Origin of the sequence: Shewanella sp. SM73, assembly GCF_025653795.1 — a bacterium.
Lineage (GTDB): Bacteria > Pseudomonadota > Gammaproteobacteria > Enterobacterales > Shewanellaceae > Shewanella > Shewanella oncorhynchi.
The window spans coordinates 75,516-92,785 of record NZ_JAKKRY010000016.1 but is presented as its reverse complement, the minus strand read 5'-3'; the positions used below and the strand labels follow the sequence as shown (position 1 = coordinate 92,785).

General features: G+C 47.3%; 10 protein-coding genes and 1 pseudogene. 9 read left to right on the top strand and 2 right to left on the bottom strand.

All coding sequences use genetic code 11. The annotated features are described in order from the left end of the window. Positions 1-2 precede the first annotated feature (2 nt). The 8 genes and pseudogenes from L5M51_RS18805 to L5M51_RS18770 form a co-directional block, all read left to right on the top strand. The gene (locus L5M51_RS18805) at positions 3-326 is read left to right on the top strand and encodes a hypothetical protein (RefSeq protein WP_263174091.1); all 324 of its coding nucleotides are present in this window, start codon (positions 3-5) and stop codon (positions 324-326) included. Next, on the top strand, positions 319-3,183 hold the full coding sequence (locus L5M51_RS18800) for a tape measure protein (RefSeq protein WP_263174089.1): 2,865 nt from the start codon (positions 319-321) through the stop codon (positions 3,181-3,183). Before L5M51_RS18805 ends, L5M51_RS18800 begins: the two co-directional genes overlap by 8 nt. A gap of 94 nt (positions 3,184-3,277) precedes the next feature. Next, positions 3,278-3,880: a hypothetical protein gene (locus L5M51_RS18795; RefSeq protein ID WP_263174086.1), complete on the top strand. Its 603-nt coding sequence runs from the start codon at positions 3,278-3,280 to the stop codon at positions 3,878-3,880. Then, positions 3,877-4,491 (top strand): hypothetical protein, encoded by a 615-nt coding sequence (locus tag L5M51_RS18790; RefSeq protein ID WP_263174085.1) that lies wholly within the window; start codon positions 3,877-3,879, stop codon positions 4,489-4,491. The genes L5M51_RS18795 and L5M51_RS18790 overlap by 4 nt, the downstream gene beginning before the upstream one ends. A gap of 6 nt (positions 4,492-4,497) precedes the next feature. Next, positions 4,498-4,902 carry a DUF6950 family protein gene (locus L5M51_RS18785; RefSeq protein ID WP_263174084.1) on the top strand — a complete coding sequence of 135 codons (405 nt, stop codon included), beginning with the start codon at positions 4,498-4,500 and terminating at the stop codon, positions 4,900-4,902. After that, a complete protein-coding gene (locus L5M51_RS18780) occupies positions 4,887-10,874 on the top strand; it encodes a hypothetical protein (RefSeq protein ID WP_263174082.1) in 5,988 nt (1,995 codons plus the stop codon). Before L5M51_RS18785 ends, L5M51_RS18780 begins: the two co-directional genes overlap by 16 nt. Positions 10,875-10,885: 11 nt before the next feature. Further along, complete coding sequence (locus L5M51_RS18775) at positions 10,886-11,299, top strand: hypothetical protein (RefSeq protein WP_263174080.1); 414 nt, start codon at positions 10,886-10,888, stop codon at positions 11,297-11,299. Between the two features lie 82 nt (positions 11,300-11,381). Beyond that, positions 11,382-12,356: pseudogene (locus L5M51_RS18770) on the top strand (CinA family nicotinamide mononucleotide deamidase-related protein); the annotation flags it as partial. A gap of 91 nt (positions 12,357-12,447) precedes the next feature. On the opposite strand, the gene L5M51_RS18765 reads toward L5M51_RS18770, so the two are convergent. After that, positions 12,448-12,993, bottom strand: coding sequence for a DUF1439 domain-containing protein (locus tag L5M51_RS18765; RefSeq protein WP_263147679.1), 546 nt, complete (start codon positions 12,991-12,993; stop codon positions 12,448-12,450). Beyond that, positions 12,993-15,662: a phosphoenolpyruvate carboxylase gene (gene ppc / locus L5M51_RS18760; protein WP_263174079.1), complete on the bottom strand. Its 2,670-nt coding sequence runs from the start codon at positions 15,660-15,662 to the stop codon at positions 12,993-12,995. The genes L5M51_RS18765 and ppc overlap by 1 nt, the downstream gene beginning before the upstream one ends. A 621-nt stretch (positions 15,663-16,283) precedes the next feature. Here ppc and argC point away from each other — a divergent pair. After that, complete coding sequence (gene argC, locus L5M51_RS18755) at positions 16,284-17,264, top strand: N-acetyl-gamma-glutamyl-phosphate reductase (RefSeq protein WP_263174077.1); 981 nt, start codon at positions 16,284-16,286, stop codon at positions 17,262-17,264. Positions 17,265-17,270: the final 6 nt, after the last annotated feature.

Below are 17,270 nucleotides of genomic sequence, written 5' to 3'. Positions count from 1 at the left end.
CTTTGTATGCCCGTAATCCGTTAAACGATAGGGAACAGCACGAACTCGATAATGATTTAAAAGCCTTAGGGATTGAGGCTGAACCAGAGGATGAAGCCGAGGCTGTGCTGTTTTGGGATGAACACCAAAGCGCCATTGAATGGTGGTGCCAAGTGGCGGAACTGATGCGGTGGCAAGGTCGCATATGCGAGGGGTTGGATATTATGGCGGTGAAAGCTGATGCCGAAATGGCAGAACGCAAGTACAGCAAGGACGACTACTTAAGGCTGCGCCTGATTGCTAACACGGTAACTCACATCTTTAACGAGCAACTTAACGATGAATGATTTAAAGCTTGCGCTGACATTAACCGCCGATGGTCGCCAACTGGTGACCGTGGTGGGCGGTGCTAAAAAAGAACTCATCGGGTTAACGGGTGAGTTACAAGCCACAGGCACAGCGGGCAAAACGGCTGCCATTGGGCTAGATACGACGGCTAAGTCGGCGGACGTTGCCCAGCATAACTTTGCTGGTTTGTACCAATCGGCTATCGCGTTAGCCGGTGGCCTCACCGCGATGGCCGTTATTGATCGCGCTGATGAATGGGGCCAAATGGCCTCACGCATGAAGATGGCCACCACCAGTGTTGCCGACTACGAATATGCACAGTCACGCATGGTTGCCAGTGCTAACCAAACCTACCGCAGCCTGACCGAAACCCGCGAAAACTTTACTCGTATGTCGCCCATTTTGCGCGACCTTGGTTATAACCTTACCCAGTCTATTGATATCGTGGACAGCTACAGCGCTTTGCTGGTGACTAACGCCGCGAGTGCGGATAAAGCGCAGCAAGCACAGGATGCCCTGTCCCAGTCGATTCAGAAAGGCAAGGTGGAGGCCGATGCCTGGCAATCTATCTTTGGGGTAATGCCGAGTATTCTCAATAACCTCAGCGCCGCCACAGGTAAAACGGGCGCTGAGATCCGTTTATTGGGCACTTCTGGTAAGTTGTCGATTACCGACCTGACCAATGCATTGCTGCAATCACATCAACAAAACCTCAAAGCGGTAGAAGACATGCCTACCGCCGTGCGTGATGCACTGACGGCACTGGATAACGTCTATAGCGATTGGATAGGCAACAGTAACGAAGCGCTTGGGGCTACGGCGACGCTTGCCAGCGGTATTGTGGTGTTAAGCGAAAACTTTGACACCTTAGTGGATATCGTTGGGGTGGGCCTCGCCGTTGCGCTTGGACGAGGAACAGCCGCACTGGGTACCCATGCAACAAGCTTGATTGCCAATGAAGTCGCTAGTTATCGTACCCGAGCAGCTAGCGTTGCTGCAGCACAGGCAGAGCTGCAACGCGCAACTATGTTACGGGCATCCGTTATTTCAGCTGGACAAGCGATAGTTGCTGAGGCTCGGCTCACTGCTGCACGTCAAGCGCTGACCGTTGCAACAGGCACCGCCACTCTTGCTACTCGAACCTTAAACGCTGCGTTATCACTTGCAGGTGGCCCTGCTGGATTGGTGATGATGGGTGCAGCTGCTTTAGCCTATTGGGCCATGACTGCCGATAATGCCACACAGCCTACTGATGATTTGAGCAGTAAAGTTGACAGTTTAGTCGGCAGTTATCAAAAGCTGACGGATCTTGAACGTCAATCAAAAGTCCGTGTACTTGGTACCGAAATGAAAGTGTTGCGGGATGAGTTGATTGCAACCACCGCAGAGATTGAACGGCTTAATAGGGAGCCAGCCTATGATGCATTTAACGGAAGTTATCTGCGCGATGATGGCCAAATTGCACAATTAAAAGCCCGTATAGAAGAGCTGAATAAGCAGCTAGACCTTGCAAGTAAAAAGCAGCAAGCATTGTTTGCTGTGGGCATGCCAGAGATTAAAGCCGACCCTACTATAGTCGATCCCAATCTCACTAAAACCGCCGCTGAAATGTTGATCAATCTGCAAAAGCAGTTAACGCTTTATGGCCAAACGACGGAAGCGGCCAAGCTGCGCTATGAGTTGGAAATCGGTGCGCTTAAAGGGCTTGATCCGCTGATGGCTGAAAAGCTGAAAAAGGTGGCCGCCGATCTCGATGCAGCCAAGGCCGCCGAAGAACAAACCAAGAAAAATAAGGAGGCCGAAAAACAGCGCCAAGAGCAACTTAAAACCTTGCTTGGAGCCATTGATCCTGTCACCCAAGCGGCGAAGGAATACGCTAAACATGAGGCGCTATTAAAGACCTATTTTGAATCAACCAATGCGCCGATTGCTGAGCGTACTCGCTTGCTCGGCCTTCTGAAAAATCAGTATGAAGAAAGCACGCCATACAGTCAGTTACAAAATCAACTCGATCCCAAACATGCTGAGCAACAGACGCATACCAATAATTTGGATGTGCTCAATACTGAGCTGAATGATACCCCTGAGTCTGAAGCGTTAAAGCGTAATCAAATTAATGCGCTGATTGAAGCTGAGCAACGCCGCCATGCTGAGGCAATGAAGGATATTAATAAAAGTGTAAGTTTTGATTGGGATGAAATGTGGCAGAACAGTGTTGAACGCATGAGCCAAGGTATAGGTAGTGCTACCGCTGACGCATTGTTTGAAGCTAAAGATTTTGGTGATGCTACTGCACAAGTGCTAAAAGGTGTGGGTAAGGCCGCAGTACAAATGTTAGTTGAGTGGATGGCGCAAAAAGCGTTGGCGGCCGCATTTGATAATACTCTAATGACGACCAATGCCACTACAGCTGCGACGACAGCTGCAGGCACAGGCGCTGCGATTACTGCATCAATGGCCCCCGCTGCGGCAACAACGTCGATCGCAACCATGGGCAGTGGTGCCATGATAGGGATGGCAGCCATGGTGGCAGCAATGGCAATGCTACCCAGCATCATCGGTAAGTTCCATGGTGGTGGTACCATCCCCCGCGAAGGCACCTACCTGCTCGATGGTGGTGAAACGATTTACACCCGTCGCCAGCAGCAAACATTAATGAACGCCATGCAAGCCAGTGCGAACGGTGGCGGTGCAGGCCGCAGTGTGGTGGTTCAACAGAGCAATACCATCGTCGTTAAAAATGATACTGATGCTCAAACACTCGAAGATGTGCTGCCGCAATTAGTCCGAATGACTAAGGAGGCTGTAGTGGATGATCTCAATAATCGTGGCGAGGTGTTTCGCGCACGGGGATAGAACTCTATCCCGAAACCTTTCCAATCCAATCAATCACCTCGGCCAGTCACACTTGGGCTACACCCTGATTTAGCAGCCCATTGTTGACTGACCTATGTTAATTTTCCCTGACGATATCTACCCCACTGAATGTGTTTGGCGTTTGAAGTCGCAAACGGAAGTGTTTAGCAATCCGTTTAACAGCTCACGCCAAACATTAGAACTGCCAGGTGCAGCTTGGGAAGCCCAGCTGCGCTTTGACACGCTCACGCGCCCCAAGGGTGCCGTTCTATACGGTTTACTGGCTCAATTACGCGGTGCCTCTGGCCGCATTCTACTTTGGGATCATGCTTATGCTCAGCCAAGAGGTGCCGCACTCGGGGCTCCGGTTGTGCATGGTTCTGGTCAGGTGGGTAATCGCTTAACTATCCGAGGTTGCCAAGCGTCAACGCTGTTTCTATGCGTTGGAGATTACTTTCAATTAGGTGATCAACTCCACTTAATGACCGCTGATGCCACTGCAAATGCATTAGGTCAATGTCAGCTTTTGTTTGAATCGCCCATGCGACATATCCCCGTCGATGGTACAGCGCTGATCACCCGTAAGGCGAAAGCCGTGATGATGCTTAAAGACGATGACCAAGGTGGTCGTCGTTCTACTAAGCGACTCATTCTATCCAGTTTAACTCTCTCACTTATCGAGGACGTCAGTCTATGAATCAGTTTATGACGCCTGAAATGCAACAGTGGTTACGTCGTCCGAATATCAGTGCAATTTTAATGACTGAATTGGATTTTGCGTCTGGCATGCTGCGCCTTCACTCCGCTGTGGGTGATGCCTTGTATCAAGGCATTGTTTACAAAGGGACAGGAGTGCTGGGTAAAGTCGGCATGGTTAAGCAGTCAGGCCAAGTACAGCCCTACCGCCTACGGTTAACCTTATCGGGTATTCCCCAAGAGCTCGCGTCGATAGCCTTAACCGAGCATTACCAGAATCGCCAAGGCAGTTTGTACTTGGCCGCCCTTGATAACTTTTGTCAAATCGTGGCCCGTGACACCTTGTTTAGCGGCCGGATGGATGTGATGAACATCCGCTTAGGCAACCCGTCAACTATTCAGCTTGATCTTAATAGCCGTGGTGTGGATTGGAAGAACCCACGCAATAGCCGCTATACCGATGCCGATCAACAAGCCCGTCAACCAGGTGATAAGTTTTTTGAATTTGTCAGCCAAATGGCTGAGAAGGAAATTTTTTGGGGCGTGCCAGGTAAAGCGGTTGGCGGTTCTGGTGGCGGCGGTGGTCGTGGCACTGCGCAGCATCAAAGGTGATGAATAATGACTAACAACTTCATTGGTTTTTTACCTTATTACCGTCGCCGCCCTTTTGAATGGGGTAAATGTGATTGCTGCTTATTCGTTGCGAACTGGGTGCAAAAAATGTGCGGTTTTGACCCAGCGGCAGAGCTTCGCGGGCGTTATCACAGCAAGTTAGGCGCTACACGGGCACTACGCCGCGCGGGCTTTAACTCTATCAGTGATATTGCTGACGCTGCATTTGGTGAGCGAGTGGCCACATTAGCATTGGCGCGTGGCGATATTGCGCTGGTGATCGCCGATGATGCCCCCGCGCTCGGTATTGTGTGGGGGGCGAATGTGTGGGCTATGGGTGAGTTAGGCGTGGTGCCATTACCGCTAACTATGGCTCAGTTTGGTTGGAGGTTGCCATGCCACCAGTCATAGTTGGTATTGCGGCTGGTATTGCCGCTGCGGGGGTTGTTTCTACTGCTGCGGCTATTGCCATTGGGATTGGTGCAGCAGCACTGACCTATGCAGCTACACCTAAATTTGATGGTGGTAGTTTTGCAAATGAAGCGTTTACACAGCAACAGATGTTACGAAGCCCTGTTGAGCCTCGGCGCGGGATTTACGGGCGTGCCATGGTATCTGGCCCACTCGTGTTTGCAGAAGAAACGGGAGCTGATAATGCGTACCTCCACTTAGTGATCCCACTCGCTGGACATCGATGTGATGGTGTTGAAAAAATCTATTTTGGCGATGACGTAGCATGGGCAAATGGTGCGCTAACTTCAAAGTATGCCAGTGTTGCACGGCTAAAAGTTCACCTTGGAAATCAAACCACCTCTGATCCAGATTTAACCGCCGAGTGTCGCCAATGGACATTGGCCCATGTGGGCTTTGGGGTGACTTATCTCTATGCCCGTTTGAAGTTTGACACTAAGGTATTTCCCAACGGTGTGCCGAATATCAAAGCATTGGTACGTGGCAAACAGGTATATGACCCCCGTAAAAATACTCATAACTGGGAAGAACCTACAACGTGGGAATGGTCTGATAACTGGGCCCTGTGTTGCTTGGACTACAACCGCTTTGAGTCAGGCGTTGGGGCCGCAGCACATGAAATAGACGTCAGTTATTTTGCGGCAGCTGCCAACGATAGTGATCAACTTGTTGAATATAAAACGGGCAAGTTTGAAAAGCGTTATACCTGTAATGGTACTTATAACCAGGATGTGTCGCCTTCATCCATTATGGAGAAAATGCTAACGGCAGGCGCTGGCATGCATGTGTATGTTAGCGGCCAGTATCGGTTATATGCAGGCGTGTACCAAGGGCCTGAGGTGTTAGTACTGACCGAGGATGATGCTGCGGGTGATATTGATGTTAGGCCGTATACGCCCCGTGCTGAACTCTGTAATGCCGTGCGCGGGACATTTGTTGATCCTGAGAATTTCTATCAGCCCACGGACTTTCCGCCGTATGAATCCAGTTATTATCGCGCCCATGACGATGGCGAATATATTGATCACGATTTAGATCTGCCCTTTACTCAATCAGTATGGACTGCCCAGCGCCTAGGTAAACTGTACTTAGAGCAGAAGCGTGCAGGCATGCAAATCTCTATGCCCGTTAAAATGATTGGGGTGGCGGTGAGCGTGGGTAAAGTGGTCGGGTTGAGTCTGCCACGCCTTGGCATTGATGGCACCTTTCAAATTGTTGATTGGCAGTTTGATTACGGTAAACCCGTTAGTTTGATTTTGATTGAAACCTCCGCCGAGTTATTCGACTACGCCATGGGCAGTTATACCGAGCGCGACTTAACGCCGAATGTAATTTTGCCAAACCCTGCAACTGTCCCCACGCCAATCGGTTTGCAGTACGTTGAATATCAAGATGACCCGCAATGGCAAGGCCAACTGACGTGGAGCGCACCCGCAAATAATAGTAGTTATCGCTATGTGATCGAGGTGAGTAACGGACTTGGGGACGTGGTTTATCAAACCAATGCTGATGCTACCCGCTCGATGTTGCCTAAATTAGATACGGGTTTCTACACTGTATCACTTTGGGCGCTAAACCTCTTTGCTAACCGCTCAAATGTGCCAGCAACATTAACTATTGGTGCAACATTGCCAGCCCCTGTTATCGGGATTGCTGTGATTGCTGGGCCGTTAACCTTGACACTACGACCCACTACCGCCGCCCAAATTGCGCAAACAACACAGTTTGAGATCTTAGGTAGTATCACCAACAATATCGCTGAAGCCGCGCTTATCGGCACAGGGAAAGACGCAGTATGGCCAGATAGACACCCAAACACTCGTTACCATGTTTGGGCACGCACGATTAATAACTACGGTGTTAGCAGTTGGTATGGCCCTGTAGAAGCGACAACCTCGGCTGATAACACATCCATCATTGATCTGATTGGCAACACGTTTAAAAACTACACTTGGTTTGCTTGGGCTGATGATGCAAGCGGTACCGGATTTACTACCGTCGAAGCTAATGGTGATGGTAAAGCCTATATGGGGATCGCTCCCGATAAGCCTACAGCCAGCCCAAGTGGTAACTGGCAGGATTATACCTGGTCAAAGATTAATGCTGTGATCCCCCCAGTATTTACACCGGAGGAAGAAGCCAAGCTTGATAACCTGATGGCGGGTAAGCTGCCGTTCGCGCCGGATAAGGATATGCTGGCCGCGCAGGATGCGTTAAACAATCCGGCACTGGCTAATAATTTGATCACAGCATTATCGCTGCTGAATCAGGGGATAAACGCGCCAGCATTAGGCGGTGAAACGCCTGCCAGTGCGCAGGCTAAAGCTGATGCTGCAAAAAATGCGGCAAATAAATATACCGATGACAACTCTACCGGAGTTAATTTACTAAAAAACAGTGCTTTTCTTATGGACACCATAGGGAATACTGGTTCTTTTAGTAATATTCCTGGTTGGGAAGGATGGACTAACCAAATATCTGGGCCTATCGCTGTAGATGTGTGGCGAACAGGTGACTGGGCATTAGTGGGTGGTGCTACAGCATTACTTCTGCAATCTAGCTCTGGGACAGGTACCACGAACAAAGATTTACACTTATGGTCAGATAAAATCCCCGTTTCAGCAGGTAAGCACTTTGCTTTTAGTGGTTACTTTGGCGCTCATGGGTGCAGTGGTGCATTATTCTGTTTTTTCTATAACAGTAGTAACGAGTTACTGTTTCAAGACTCTCAATTAATTAGTTACTTAGATGGTTTCTCAGGCGGTAAAACCCTTTCAGGCTATAAGCGATTGCAGATGATAGCAACGGCCCCCGCAAATGTGTCTTATGTGCGTGTCGGCATTCGTAAATTTGATACCGATATTGGTTTAAATCAAAGCTATCTATTTTTTACTAAGATTGCAGTATGTGAAGTGAATGCAGGGGCAACAGTTGCACCACCATGGGTACCAGGTCTTGAATATACTTCTGATGTTCAAAATTCTAATGCTATTGCTGCGGCTGCTATAGATGCCTCAAATAAGGCTAATAATGCCAAGTCACAGGCCGAAGCTAATGCCGCTCTCGATGCATTAAATAAATCAAATTCAGCCCAATTAGCAGCACAAGAGTATGCTTTAGCTAAGGCAAATTTAGCTGAAGTAACAGCCAAATCCTATGCGGATGGCAAAGTATCAATTGAAGAGTCTAGGGCTATTGCCGATGCACAAGCAAAGGCTGATGCAGCTAAACAAGCGGCAATAAATGCAGCATCTGTCGATGCCACTTCAAAATCAAATTCAGCCCAATTAGCAGCACAAGAGTATGCTTTAGCTAAGGCAAATTTAGCTGAAGTAACAGCTAAGTCCTATGCAGATGGTAAGGTCACAGATGAGGAGTCTAGGGCTATTGCCGATGCACAAGCAAAAGCTGATGCAGCTAAGTTGCAGGCAATTGCTATCGCAAGTGAAGATGCTAGATCTAAAATAAATGCGATTAAAATAGGTGGAACAAACTTAGTTGACAACTCTATTATCAATATAGATTCAATAGATTACGGTTTTGGAGGCAGAACAGTCAATCTTATTGCTGGGCGGGAGTATGTATTCTCTGCGGCTGGATATTGCACACAACTAGCTATAGAACAAGGTCACTTCTTAGCCAGTATTCTCTATTTTAGTGATTGGTCATTTGCTAAGGGATTAAATAATTACTCATTAACAGAGTCTACAACTTACGCTTCATTTATTGCACCAGTGACAGGTGTTTATTATATAGCATCGTATTGCTATCCATCTGATGGTGTTAGAACAGGAACAGTACATTCAAGCTGGTATAAAGTAGAAGAGGGGAATAAACCCAGTGCGTGGTCTCCCTCCCATAATGACTTAAACGATTATGCTTTAGCTAAGGCAAATTTAGCTGAAGTTACAGCTAAAGCCTATGCTGATGGAAAAGTAACAAATGAAGAGTTAAGAGCGATTGCCGATGCGCAGGCTAAGGCTGATGCTGCAAAAAATGCGGCAAATAAATATACCGATGACAACTCTACCGGAGTTAATTTACTAAAAAACAGTGCTTTTCTTATGGACACCCTAGGGAATACTGGTTCTTTTAGTAATATTCCTGGTTGGGAAGGATGGACTAACCAAATATCTGGTCCTATCGCTGTAGATGTGTGGCGAACAGGTGACTGGGCATTAGTGGGTGGTGCTACAGCATTACTTCTGCAATCTAGCTCTGGGACAGGTACCACGAACAAAGATTTACACTTATGGTCAGATAAAATCCCCGTTTCAGCAGGTAAGCACTTTGCTTTTAGTGGTTACTTTGGCGCTCATGGGTGCAGTGGTGCATTATTCTGTTTTTTCTATAACAGTAGTAACGAGTTACTGTTTCAAGACTATCAATTAATTAGTTACTTAGATGGTTTCTCAGGCGGTAAAACCCTTTCAGGCTATAAGCGATTGCAGATGATAGCAACGGCCCCCGCAAATGTGTCTTATGTGCGTGTCGGCATTCGTAAATTTGATACCGATATTGGTCATCCTCAAAGCTATCTATTTTTTACTAAGATTGCAGTATGTGAAGTGAATGCAGGGGCAACAGTTGCACCACCATGGGTACCAGGTCTTGAGTTTACGTCAGATGTTCAAAATTCTAATGCGGTTACACAAGCAGTTAGTAACATATCAGCTGGATTGTTTGAGGCACAGATAGGGATAATCTCAACTCTGATTGCTAACTCTGCATTATTCAATGAGTTAAAATCCAAATTAGGTGCATTTGGTGGTTTAACTGCTGAAACTATAGCATCTTTAGCAATTGCGACTAATCATTTACAAGCTGGCGCAGTCACTGCCGACAAAGTTACTGCTGATACTGCCCTGGTTCAAAAGTTGATCGCAAATGTGGGCTTATTTAACCAGTTACAGGCACAGCTAGCGATGTTCGGAGGTATTAGCGCTAATTCAATTGCTACCAATGCAATCAATTCAGATAAGTTAGCAGTGAATGATGCCATGATCATTAAGTTGATTGGTGATAGTGGATTATTTAACTCTTTAAAAGCCCGAATAGGTGCCTTTGGTGGCCTGACTGCAAATGAAATACAGGCCGATACCGCACTGATTAATAAGCTTGTTGGTACCAGTGGCCTATTCAATGATCTAGCTGCTCGCTTAGCTGTATTCGGTGGGCTTACTGCTAATAGCATAGCTGCTGATGCGATCCTTGGACGTCATATAAAGGCAGGTGAAAAAATAACATCACCGATTATTGAAGGCGGTGAATTACGCTTGATTGGCACTGCTTACATGAAGGTGCAATCTGCCTCTGCTTTTGGCCCTGATGGCCTCGTTGAATGGTACGGGCCTAAACTATTAGTTAATGGTGTGCCTGACTGGGCCAATCTACGTAAATCGAATGCGATTACTTATCTTGCTGCGAACGGTGATGCCTATTTTGGCGGCTCGCTTAGTGCTGGCGTACTAAAAACCGGGGTAACAAATACTGATAAAAATCCGTATGCAGCAAATAGCTATCCAGTTACTATCGGGCCGTTTGGCTCTAATGGTAAAGCTAAAACAGTAGTTGTTTCATTTGCATTAAGTGCTTATTCACAAAATCCGACTAACCCAAACAATCCTACTCAACCACAACTATCGTGGCAGCTACAACGCAAGATAGGCTCAGGAAGCTGGGCGACAGTGAGCAGTGGTGTTTTCAATGGCACAACTTCGGCTGATTTTGAGGCTGAACCGCCAGCGCATTGGTTAGTGAGGGAAACTTGTTGGGGATCATTCACATTTACTGATAATACCAATTCAACCAGCGATTTTAACTATCGAGTATTGGTTATTAGTTATTCTCGCTACCACGCTACAAGCAACGTAAACACTCACAATTTATCGTTAATATCAACAGAGCAATAAGAGGAAGTTTTATGTCATTTACTATGCCAGCTTTAGTTTTATCATCCGGCCTAGAATTAGCTAATCCGCTATTAGTTATTTCAGAGCTGAACACCAGCAATAACACATCTTCCGCTGAACGAATGGACATTGTCACCGCCCCAGGTGAAGGGACTGAGGTTAGTCAGTCTTATAAGGTGATTGCATCAACGCACGGGGGCCGTGGCTGTAGTGCGATTGTGAGCGTTTTTAAAGACGTTGCTGCATTTGACTCAGGCAAGCCGCCAGTCGAAATTTTAAAAGATGGACGCAATACTAAAGTGTTTAGTATTAATCTCGATGAGCCAGCTTTTGATGGCATGACACCTCGCCAAGCTGCGTATGCTCACATACTCGCATTACCCGAGTTTGATGGGGCTGTTTTGGTTGATGAAGTGGAGATTTAAATCGGATTTAAATGGGGTATAAAGCTGCTAAATTATGTGATCACATTCCAAGCGTGATGTGATCACATTTCGCGCCGCGCTACAGTGGTTTACCCGTAATAACCGTGAAATGCCTTTAAGTAATCTCAAGCAAGCTATGCTACCAGCCTCAGCTGTGATGGTTGATAACCCTGTGGGAACCGCTTGTGGTTTTAGAGTTAAGCTTAACCGCGCTTGGTTATTCTTTACGCCTGGTGTGCCTTTTGAGCTGAAGCACATGGTTACAGAGCAGTTTGTGCCCTTTATTCGCGATGAGTTTAACCTTGATGCTAAGGTTGCCTTAAAGAAACTGTTGACCATAGGCCAAGGTGAGTCCGCTTTGGCAGATAAGTTAGAACCGCTAGAGCTGCCAGAAGGCATTACTATTGGTTACCGCTCTTCTATGCCGCATATTGAGATTAAGATTTTCGCCCGTGGCGAGAAGGCGATTGCGGTATTACCTCGCGTCGCTGGGCACATCAAAATGGTGCTGGGTACTGCGGTTGTGGCGGAAGATAAAGCCACCCTTGCCGAAGAAATTCATTATAAGCTGCTTAACTCAGGCTTGACCTTAAGCGTTGCCGAGTCTTGCACTGGCGGCATGATCACCAGTCAGTTAGTTGATTTCCCTGGCAGTTCATCTTACTTACAGCACGGATTAGTGACTTACAGTAATGAATCTAAAGTTCGCGTGTTAGGTGTTAATCCTTCAACCTTAGATGATCATGGTGCTGTCTCTATTGCGACTGTGGAAGAAATGGCTAAGGGGGCAAGGCAAATTTTAGATAGTGACTATGCGCTGGCAACCAGTGGAATTGCGGGGCCCGATGGTGGCACAGATGAGAAACCTGTGGGCACTGTGGCGATCGCTTTAGCAACTCGCGGCGGTGTTTATAGTCAGATGATTAAACTACCGAGACGTTCACGGGATCTGGTACGCAGTTTAAGTGCTGCAGTGGCTTACGATATGCTAAGACGTGAGCTTTTAGCTGAAGCTGTGATCGTCGATTATCAGTCGATTGGGCGATTCAGTAAGTAACTCTTATACGGGCATATACCAGTTTAAACCTGCCAACAAAAATGCTCCCGAGGGAGCATTTTAACTTCTACAGAGATACAAAAATGGCAGATTATTTAGTGAACTTAAGTACTAATTTACCTGGGGCAACTTGAATGCTTTCGGTCATTTTTGCCATCAGTGCTTGGTTACTGTCCTTGGTATCCAGCACATACACAGGCTGGTTTTCTAAGAATTGCCTTAGATAACCCATCACCTGCGGCGTGGCACTGCTAATCGCTTTTTCAATATCCTTGGGCGTTGATTCCACTTTGACTAATTCGAGTTGGCGCAGATAGACACTGTGCGTTGCGCTGTCATACCAAGGCTTTGCTTCGAAAGTCGTCGTGAGTTTGGCACTCAATGGAAAGATCGGATTCTTAATTGATACTTGAGTTGCGGCACTTACGCTCATAGTGTCAGGTTTTACACCTAGCTTGACACTGATGTCGTTAATGCGTACTTCTGCGCCAACTAATTGATTGCCTTGTTTAATCTCAAAATGGATCTCTTTACTGAGGTACTGCTCCATTTCGTGCTCGCTGATACTGTACTGCGAGACGCAGCCGCCAAGCAGTACAGTCAGTCCCAAGCAAATCGTGCGGGAAAGTTTTTTCATTAACCAGTGTTTCTCATACCCGCTGCCACACCTGCAATGGTCAGCATTAGCGCTAACTGTACATGTTCAGACGCAGGAGTTTCGGTTGTTTCCTTACGTGTCCGCGCTAATAGCTCGGTTTGTAAGAAGTTTAATGGATCGATATACGGATTTCGCAGTTTAACTGATTCGCGATTCCACGGTGTATGCGCCATTAAACTATCCGATTTTGTCAACTTAAGCACGACTTTAATGCCCAGATCTAAGCGTTGGCGCAAGGTTTCGCCTAAGTGATGCAAGTCCTTAGGTACTAAACAGGTTTCGTAGTAGCGGGCCAAATTAGGTTCCGCCTTGGCGTAGACCATTTCCAGCATTGAAATACGAGTGCTGAAGAAGGGCCATTCCCGCTCCATATCTTGCAGTAAGCCCATCTCACCACGTTCACTGGCGGCTTGTAGTGCTTCACCTGCGCCGAGCCATGCAGGTAACATCAAGCGGTTTTGCGACCAAGCAAAAATCCACGGAATGGCTCGCAGACTTTCGATCCCACCATCGACACGACGTTTGGCAGGACGGCTGCCGAGTGGCAGTTTCCCTAATTCCACTTCTGGCGTTGCCGCGCGGAAATAAGCCACAAAATCAGGTTCATCACGCACTATGCCACGGTAAGCACCCACTGATTCTTCAGCGATACGTTGCATGCAATTGCGCCACTCTTGCTTCGGCTCTGGCGGTGGTAATAGGGTTGCTTCCAATACGGCCGAGGTATACAGGGCCAAGCTTTGAACCGCGAGTTTTGGCAAGCCAAACTTGAAGCGGATCATTTCGCCCTGCTCAGTCACACGAATGCGGCCATCTACCGAACCTGGTGGTTGCGATAGGATTGCTTTGTGTGCAGGACCACCCCCGCGACCAATGCTGCCACCACGGCCATGGAATAGCGTAAGCTTGACGCCTGCTTGTTTACAGACCGCCACTAACTGCTCTTGGGCGTAATACTGAGCCCAAGCCGCCGCCATGACACCGGCATCTTTAGCCGAGTCAGAGTAACCAATCATGACTTCTTGCATGCCTTTGGTGTAACCACGATACCAGTCGATATCGAGCAAATCGGTAATACAGGCCGCGGCGTTGTTTAAGTCGCTTAAGGTTTCAAATAGCGGTACCACGCGCATTGGGTGCGAACAGCCCGTTTCTTTGAGCAAGAGTAAAACCGTTAAGACATCCGATGGCTTACCCGCCATCGAAATCACATAGGATCCAAGTGCTTTAGCCGGATGTTTAGCAATCAAACGACAGGTATTAAGCACTTCGGCCACATCGGCTGAGGGTTGCCAGTTACCTGGGATCAGTGGACGACGGTTGCTGAGTTCGCGTAATAGGAAAGCTTGTTTCTCGGTTTCATCCCAATGGTTGAAATCACCCATGCCGAGATAGCGAGTTAATTCGGCGAGCACATCGCTGTGACGGCTGGCGTCTTGGCGAATGTCGAGTCTGAGCATGTGAATGCCAAAACAGGCGAGGCGACGGAGAATATCAAGCAATAAACCGTTGGCGATTAAGCGCATACCGCAGTCGGTCAAACTCTTATAAAGCATTTCTAACGGCGCTTTGAGATCGCTTTCTTGCCAAATCAGGCTCGACTTATCGACTTCAGGATTGTGGCCTTCAATGCGCGCATTTAAATAATCTATGGTATCGCGCAGTCTTTGACGAATGGAGCGCAACACGTGGCGGTAAGGTTCGCAGCTGTTATTGGTATAAGCCTTTAACTCATCATTGGCTTCTTCCATCGATAGTTCACCGACCAGTAGGACTATGTCTTTTAAGAATAATCTGGCGGCAGCATGGCGGTTACGGTCGAGCACCTCTTGGGTGACTTTTGCGGTAACAAACGGGTTGCCATCGCGATCGCCGCCCATCCAGCTTGAAAAGCGCACTGGCGCGATATCAATCGGTAATTGCTGCCCTGTGCGTTGCTGCACTCGGTCGTTAAGTTGTCTTAAGAAGTCAGGCACCGCATGCCAGAGTGACTCTTCAATGGTGGATAATCCCCAGCGGGCTTCATCCACTGGAGTGGGGCGCTCGCGGCGGATCTCATTGGTGTGCCATATTTGCGCGATTAATTGGCGCAGGCGCAGATTGATCTGTTGACGTTCTCTATCCGACAGTTGGTCGTTTTCTTGCTCTGTTAAGCAGTCGACAATGGCGGCGTATTTTTGGATCAGGGTGCGACGGGAAATTTCAGTGGGGTGCGCTGTTAGCACCAGATCGATATCCAGTGTTTTTAGACAGTCGAGCATTTTAGCTTGGTCGACACGACCATTGAGCATGCGGCCTAGGAGTTGTTCCACTGGGTCTGGTACGCAGACAAGTTCGTCGCAATTACGACTGATAGTATGAAATTGCTCGGATAAGTTAGCTAAGTTAAGAAATTGGTTAAAAGCTTTTGCAAAAGGGACTAATTCTTCGTCTGGCAAAGCTGTCAGTAACTCGAGCATTTGCTCTCTGGCGGCTTGATCGCCTCGGCGTGAGTCTTTGGCAAGCTTACGGATCTGTTCAACCTTCTCAAGAAAAGAGTCCCCAAGATGGGTACGCATAGTATCGCCAAGGATTTGGCCTAACATACTCACGTTCGATCTTAATGACGCATACATATCTGTCATATTGTCTGCCGCGTTTACTGACATAGTTACTCCGAATAGAAAAACATAAAAATCCGCTGTGCATTTAGCCCGTTAGCACAATACCTATCACTTGGGGCTATGGTCAACAGCAGAACTTATAACTTATACGACTGGCTTATCCGATATGCAACCAATCACGGTATTTGATGAAGAATATTCAATAGAAATGCGAAGTCACGCAATATTTTTTGATGATTAGTGCAAGTGAATATGAAGTGCATCATTTTATGCTTTGCAGACATGTATCTTAGCTGTTAATGAAAAGGACTGATTTTGACTCATGTTGACCCTGGATAACTGTGTTATTAACGAGTTAGCTGAATGGGAACTGTGTCTTCGATATCCTAATTTGAGCTTAAAAGATGAAAATAAATTAAAAATATATATTCACATATATTGCATAAGTAGATCTTTGTGGTAGTCTAGCCATCAGTTGAGATAAGTCACCCCCTGTGACCTGTAGAGTGAATATCATGATGCACAGTATTAGCCTGACAGTGAATAAAATAACGACCTATTACGATTTCCTGCGACGATAGTCTTGTCATCATAGATATGCGCGGTTGCGTGTAAGCTATTCATCTACTCTTTAAGTTTCTTTGATTCGGTTAATAAGACAAAAACATGAAAAATATCGCCATTATTGGTGCCAGTGGTTACACAGGCGCGCAACTGACCGCTTTAATCGATGCAGAAGCAGATCTGACGATTCAGGGTTTGTATGTTTCTGAAAACAGTTTAGATAAAGGTAAACCTTTAGCGGATTTGTATCCTAGCTATAGCCATATCGTATTAACGCTGTCGCCATTGTCCGATGAAGCTAAGGCAAAAATCGTTGCCGAAGCGGATGCCGTGGTGCTCGCGACTGAGCACTCGGTGAGCCTGCATTTAGCGGCTTGGTTTTATAGCCAAGGGTTAGCGGTATTCGATTTAAGCGGTGCTTATCGTTTTAGCGATGTGGCGCAATATCCGAAGTGGTATGGCTTTGAGCATGAATATCCTGAAGTTTTAGCCAAAGCCGTGTATGGCCTTGCCGAATGGAATGCTAAAGAAATCGCTGCGACTAAGATGATTGCCGTGCCAGGTTGTTACCCGACCGCATCATTGACAGCGTTAAAACCGCTAGCGAGTTTACTGACATCGGCTTATCCGGTTATCAATGCCGTGAGCGGCGTAACAGGGGCGGGCCGTAAAGCGCAGTTACACACCAGTTTTTGTGAAGTGAGCCTGACACCTTACGGCGTATTAGGCCACAGACATCAACCCGAGATCGCCACTCAGCTTGGCCAAGAAGTGATATTTACACCGCACCTTGGTAACTTTAAGCGTGGCATTTTAGCGACCATTACCGTACAGCTAAAACCAGGTACTACGACTGCCGATGTGGCCGCGGCCTATAGCGTGTATGACAAGGCGCCATTGGTCACCGTGAAGCACAATCAGTTCCCGAAAGTAGACGATGTGGTGCTGACACCTAACTGTCACTTAGGTTGGAAGTTTGATGAGAATAGCGGTTACTTAGTGGTAGCCAGTGCCATCGATAACTTGATGAAAGGTGCTGCCAGCCAAGCGCTGCAATGCATAAAGATTCATTTTAACCTTTAATTCTTC

Bases quoted from the DNA above. Each gene is read 5' to 3' on its own strand.
- L5M51_RS18800 (WP_263174089.1), top strand. From the start codon at position 319: ATGAATGATTTAAAGCTTGCGCTGACATTAACCGCCGATGGTCGCCAA.
- L5M51_RS18795 (WP_263174086.1), top strand. From the start codon at position 3,278: ATGTTAATTTTCCCTGACGATATCTACCCCACTGAATGTGTTTGGCGT.
- L5M51_RS18790 (WP_263174085.1), top strand. From the start codon at position 3,877: ATGAATCAGTTTATGACGCCTGAAATGCAACAGTGGTTACGTCGTCCG.
- L5M51_RS18785 (WP_263174084.1), top strand. From the start codon at position 4,498: ATGACTAACAACTTCATTGGTTTTTTACCTTATTACCGTCGCCGCCCT.
- L5M51_RS18780 (WP_263174082.1), top strand. From the start codon at position 4,887: ATGCCACCAGTCATAGTTGGTATTGCGGCTGGTATTGCCGCTGCGGGG.
- L5M51_RS18775 (WP_263174080.1), top strand. From the start codon at position 10,886: ATGTCATTTACTATGCCAGCTTTAGTTTTATCATCCGGCCTAGAATTA.
- L5M51_RS18765 (WP_263147679.1), bottom strand. From the start codon at position 12,993: ATGAAAAAACTTTCCCGCACGATTTGCTTGGGACTGACTGTACTGCTT.
- ppc (WP_263174079.1), bottom strand. From the start codon at position 15,662: ATGTCAGTAAACGCGGCAGACAATATGACAGATATGTATGCGTCATTA.
- argC (WP_263174077.1), top strand. From the start codon at position 16,284: ATGAAAAATATCGCCATTATTGGTGCCAGTGGTTACACAGGCGCGCAA.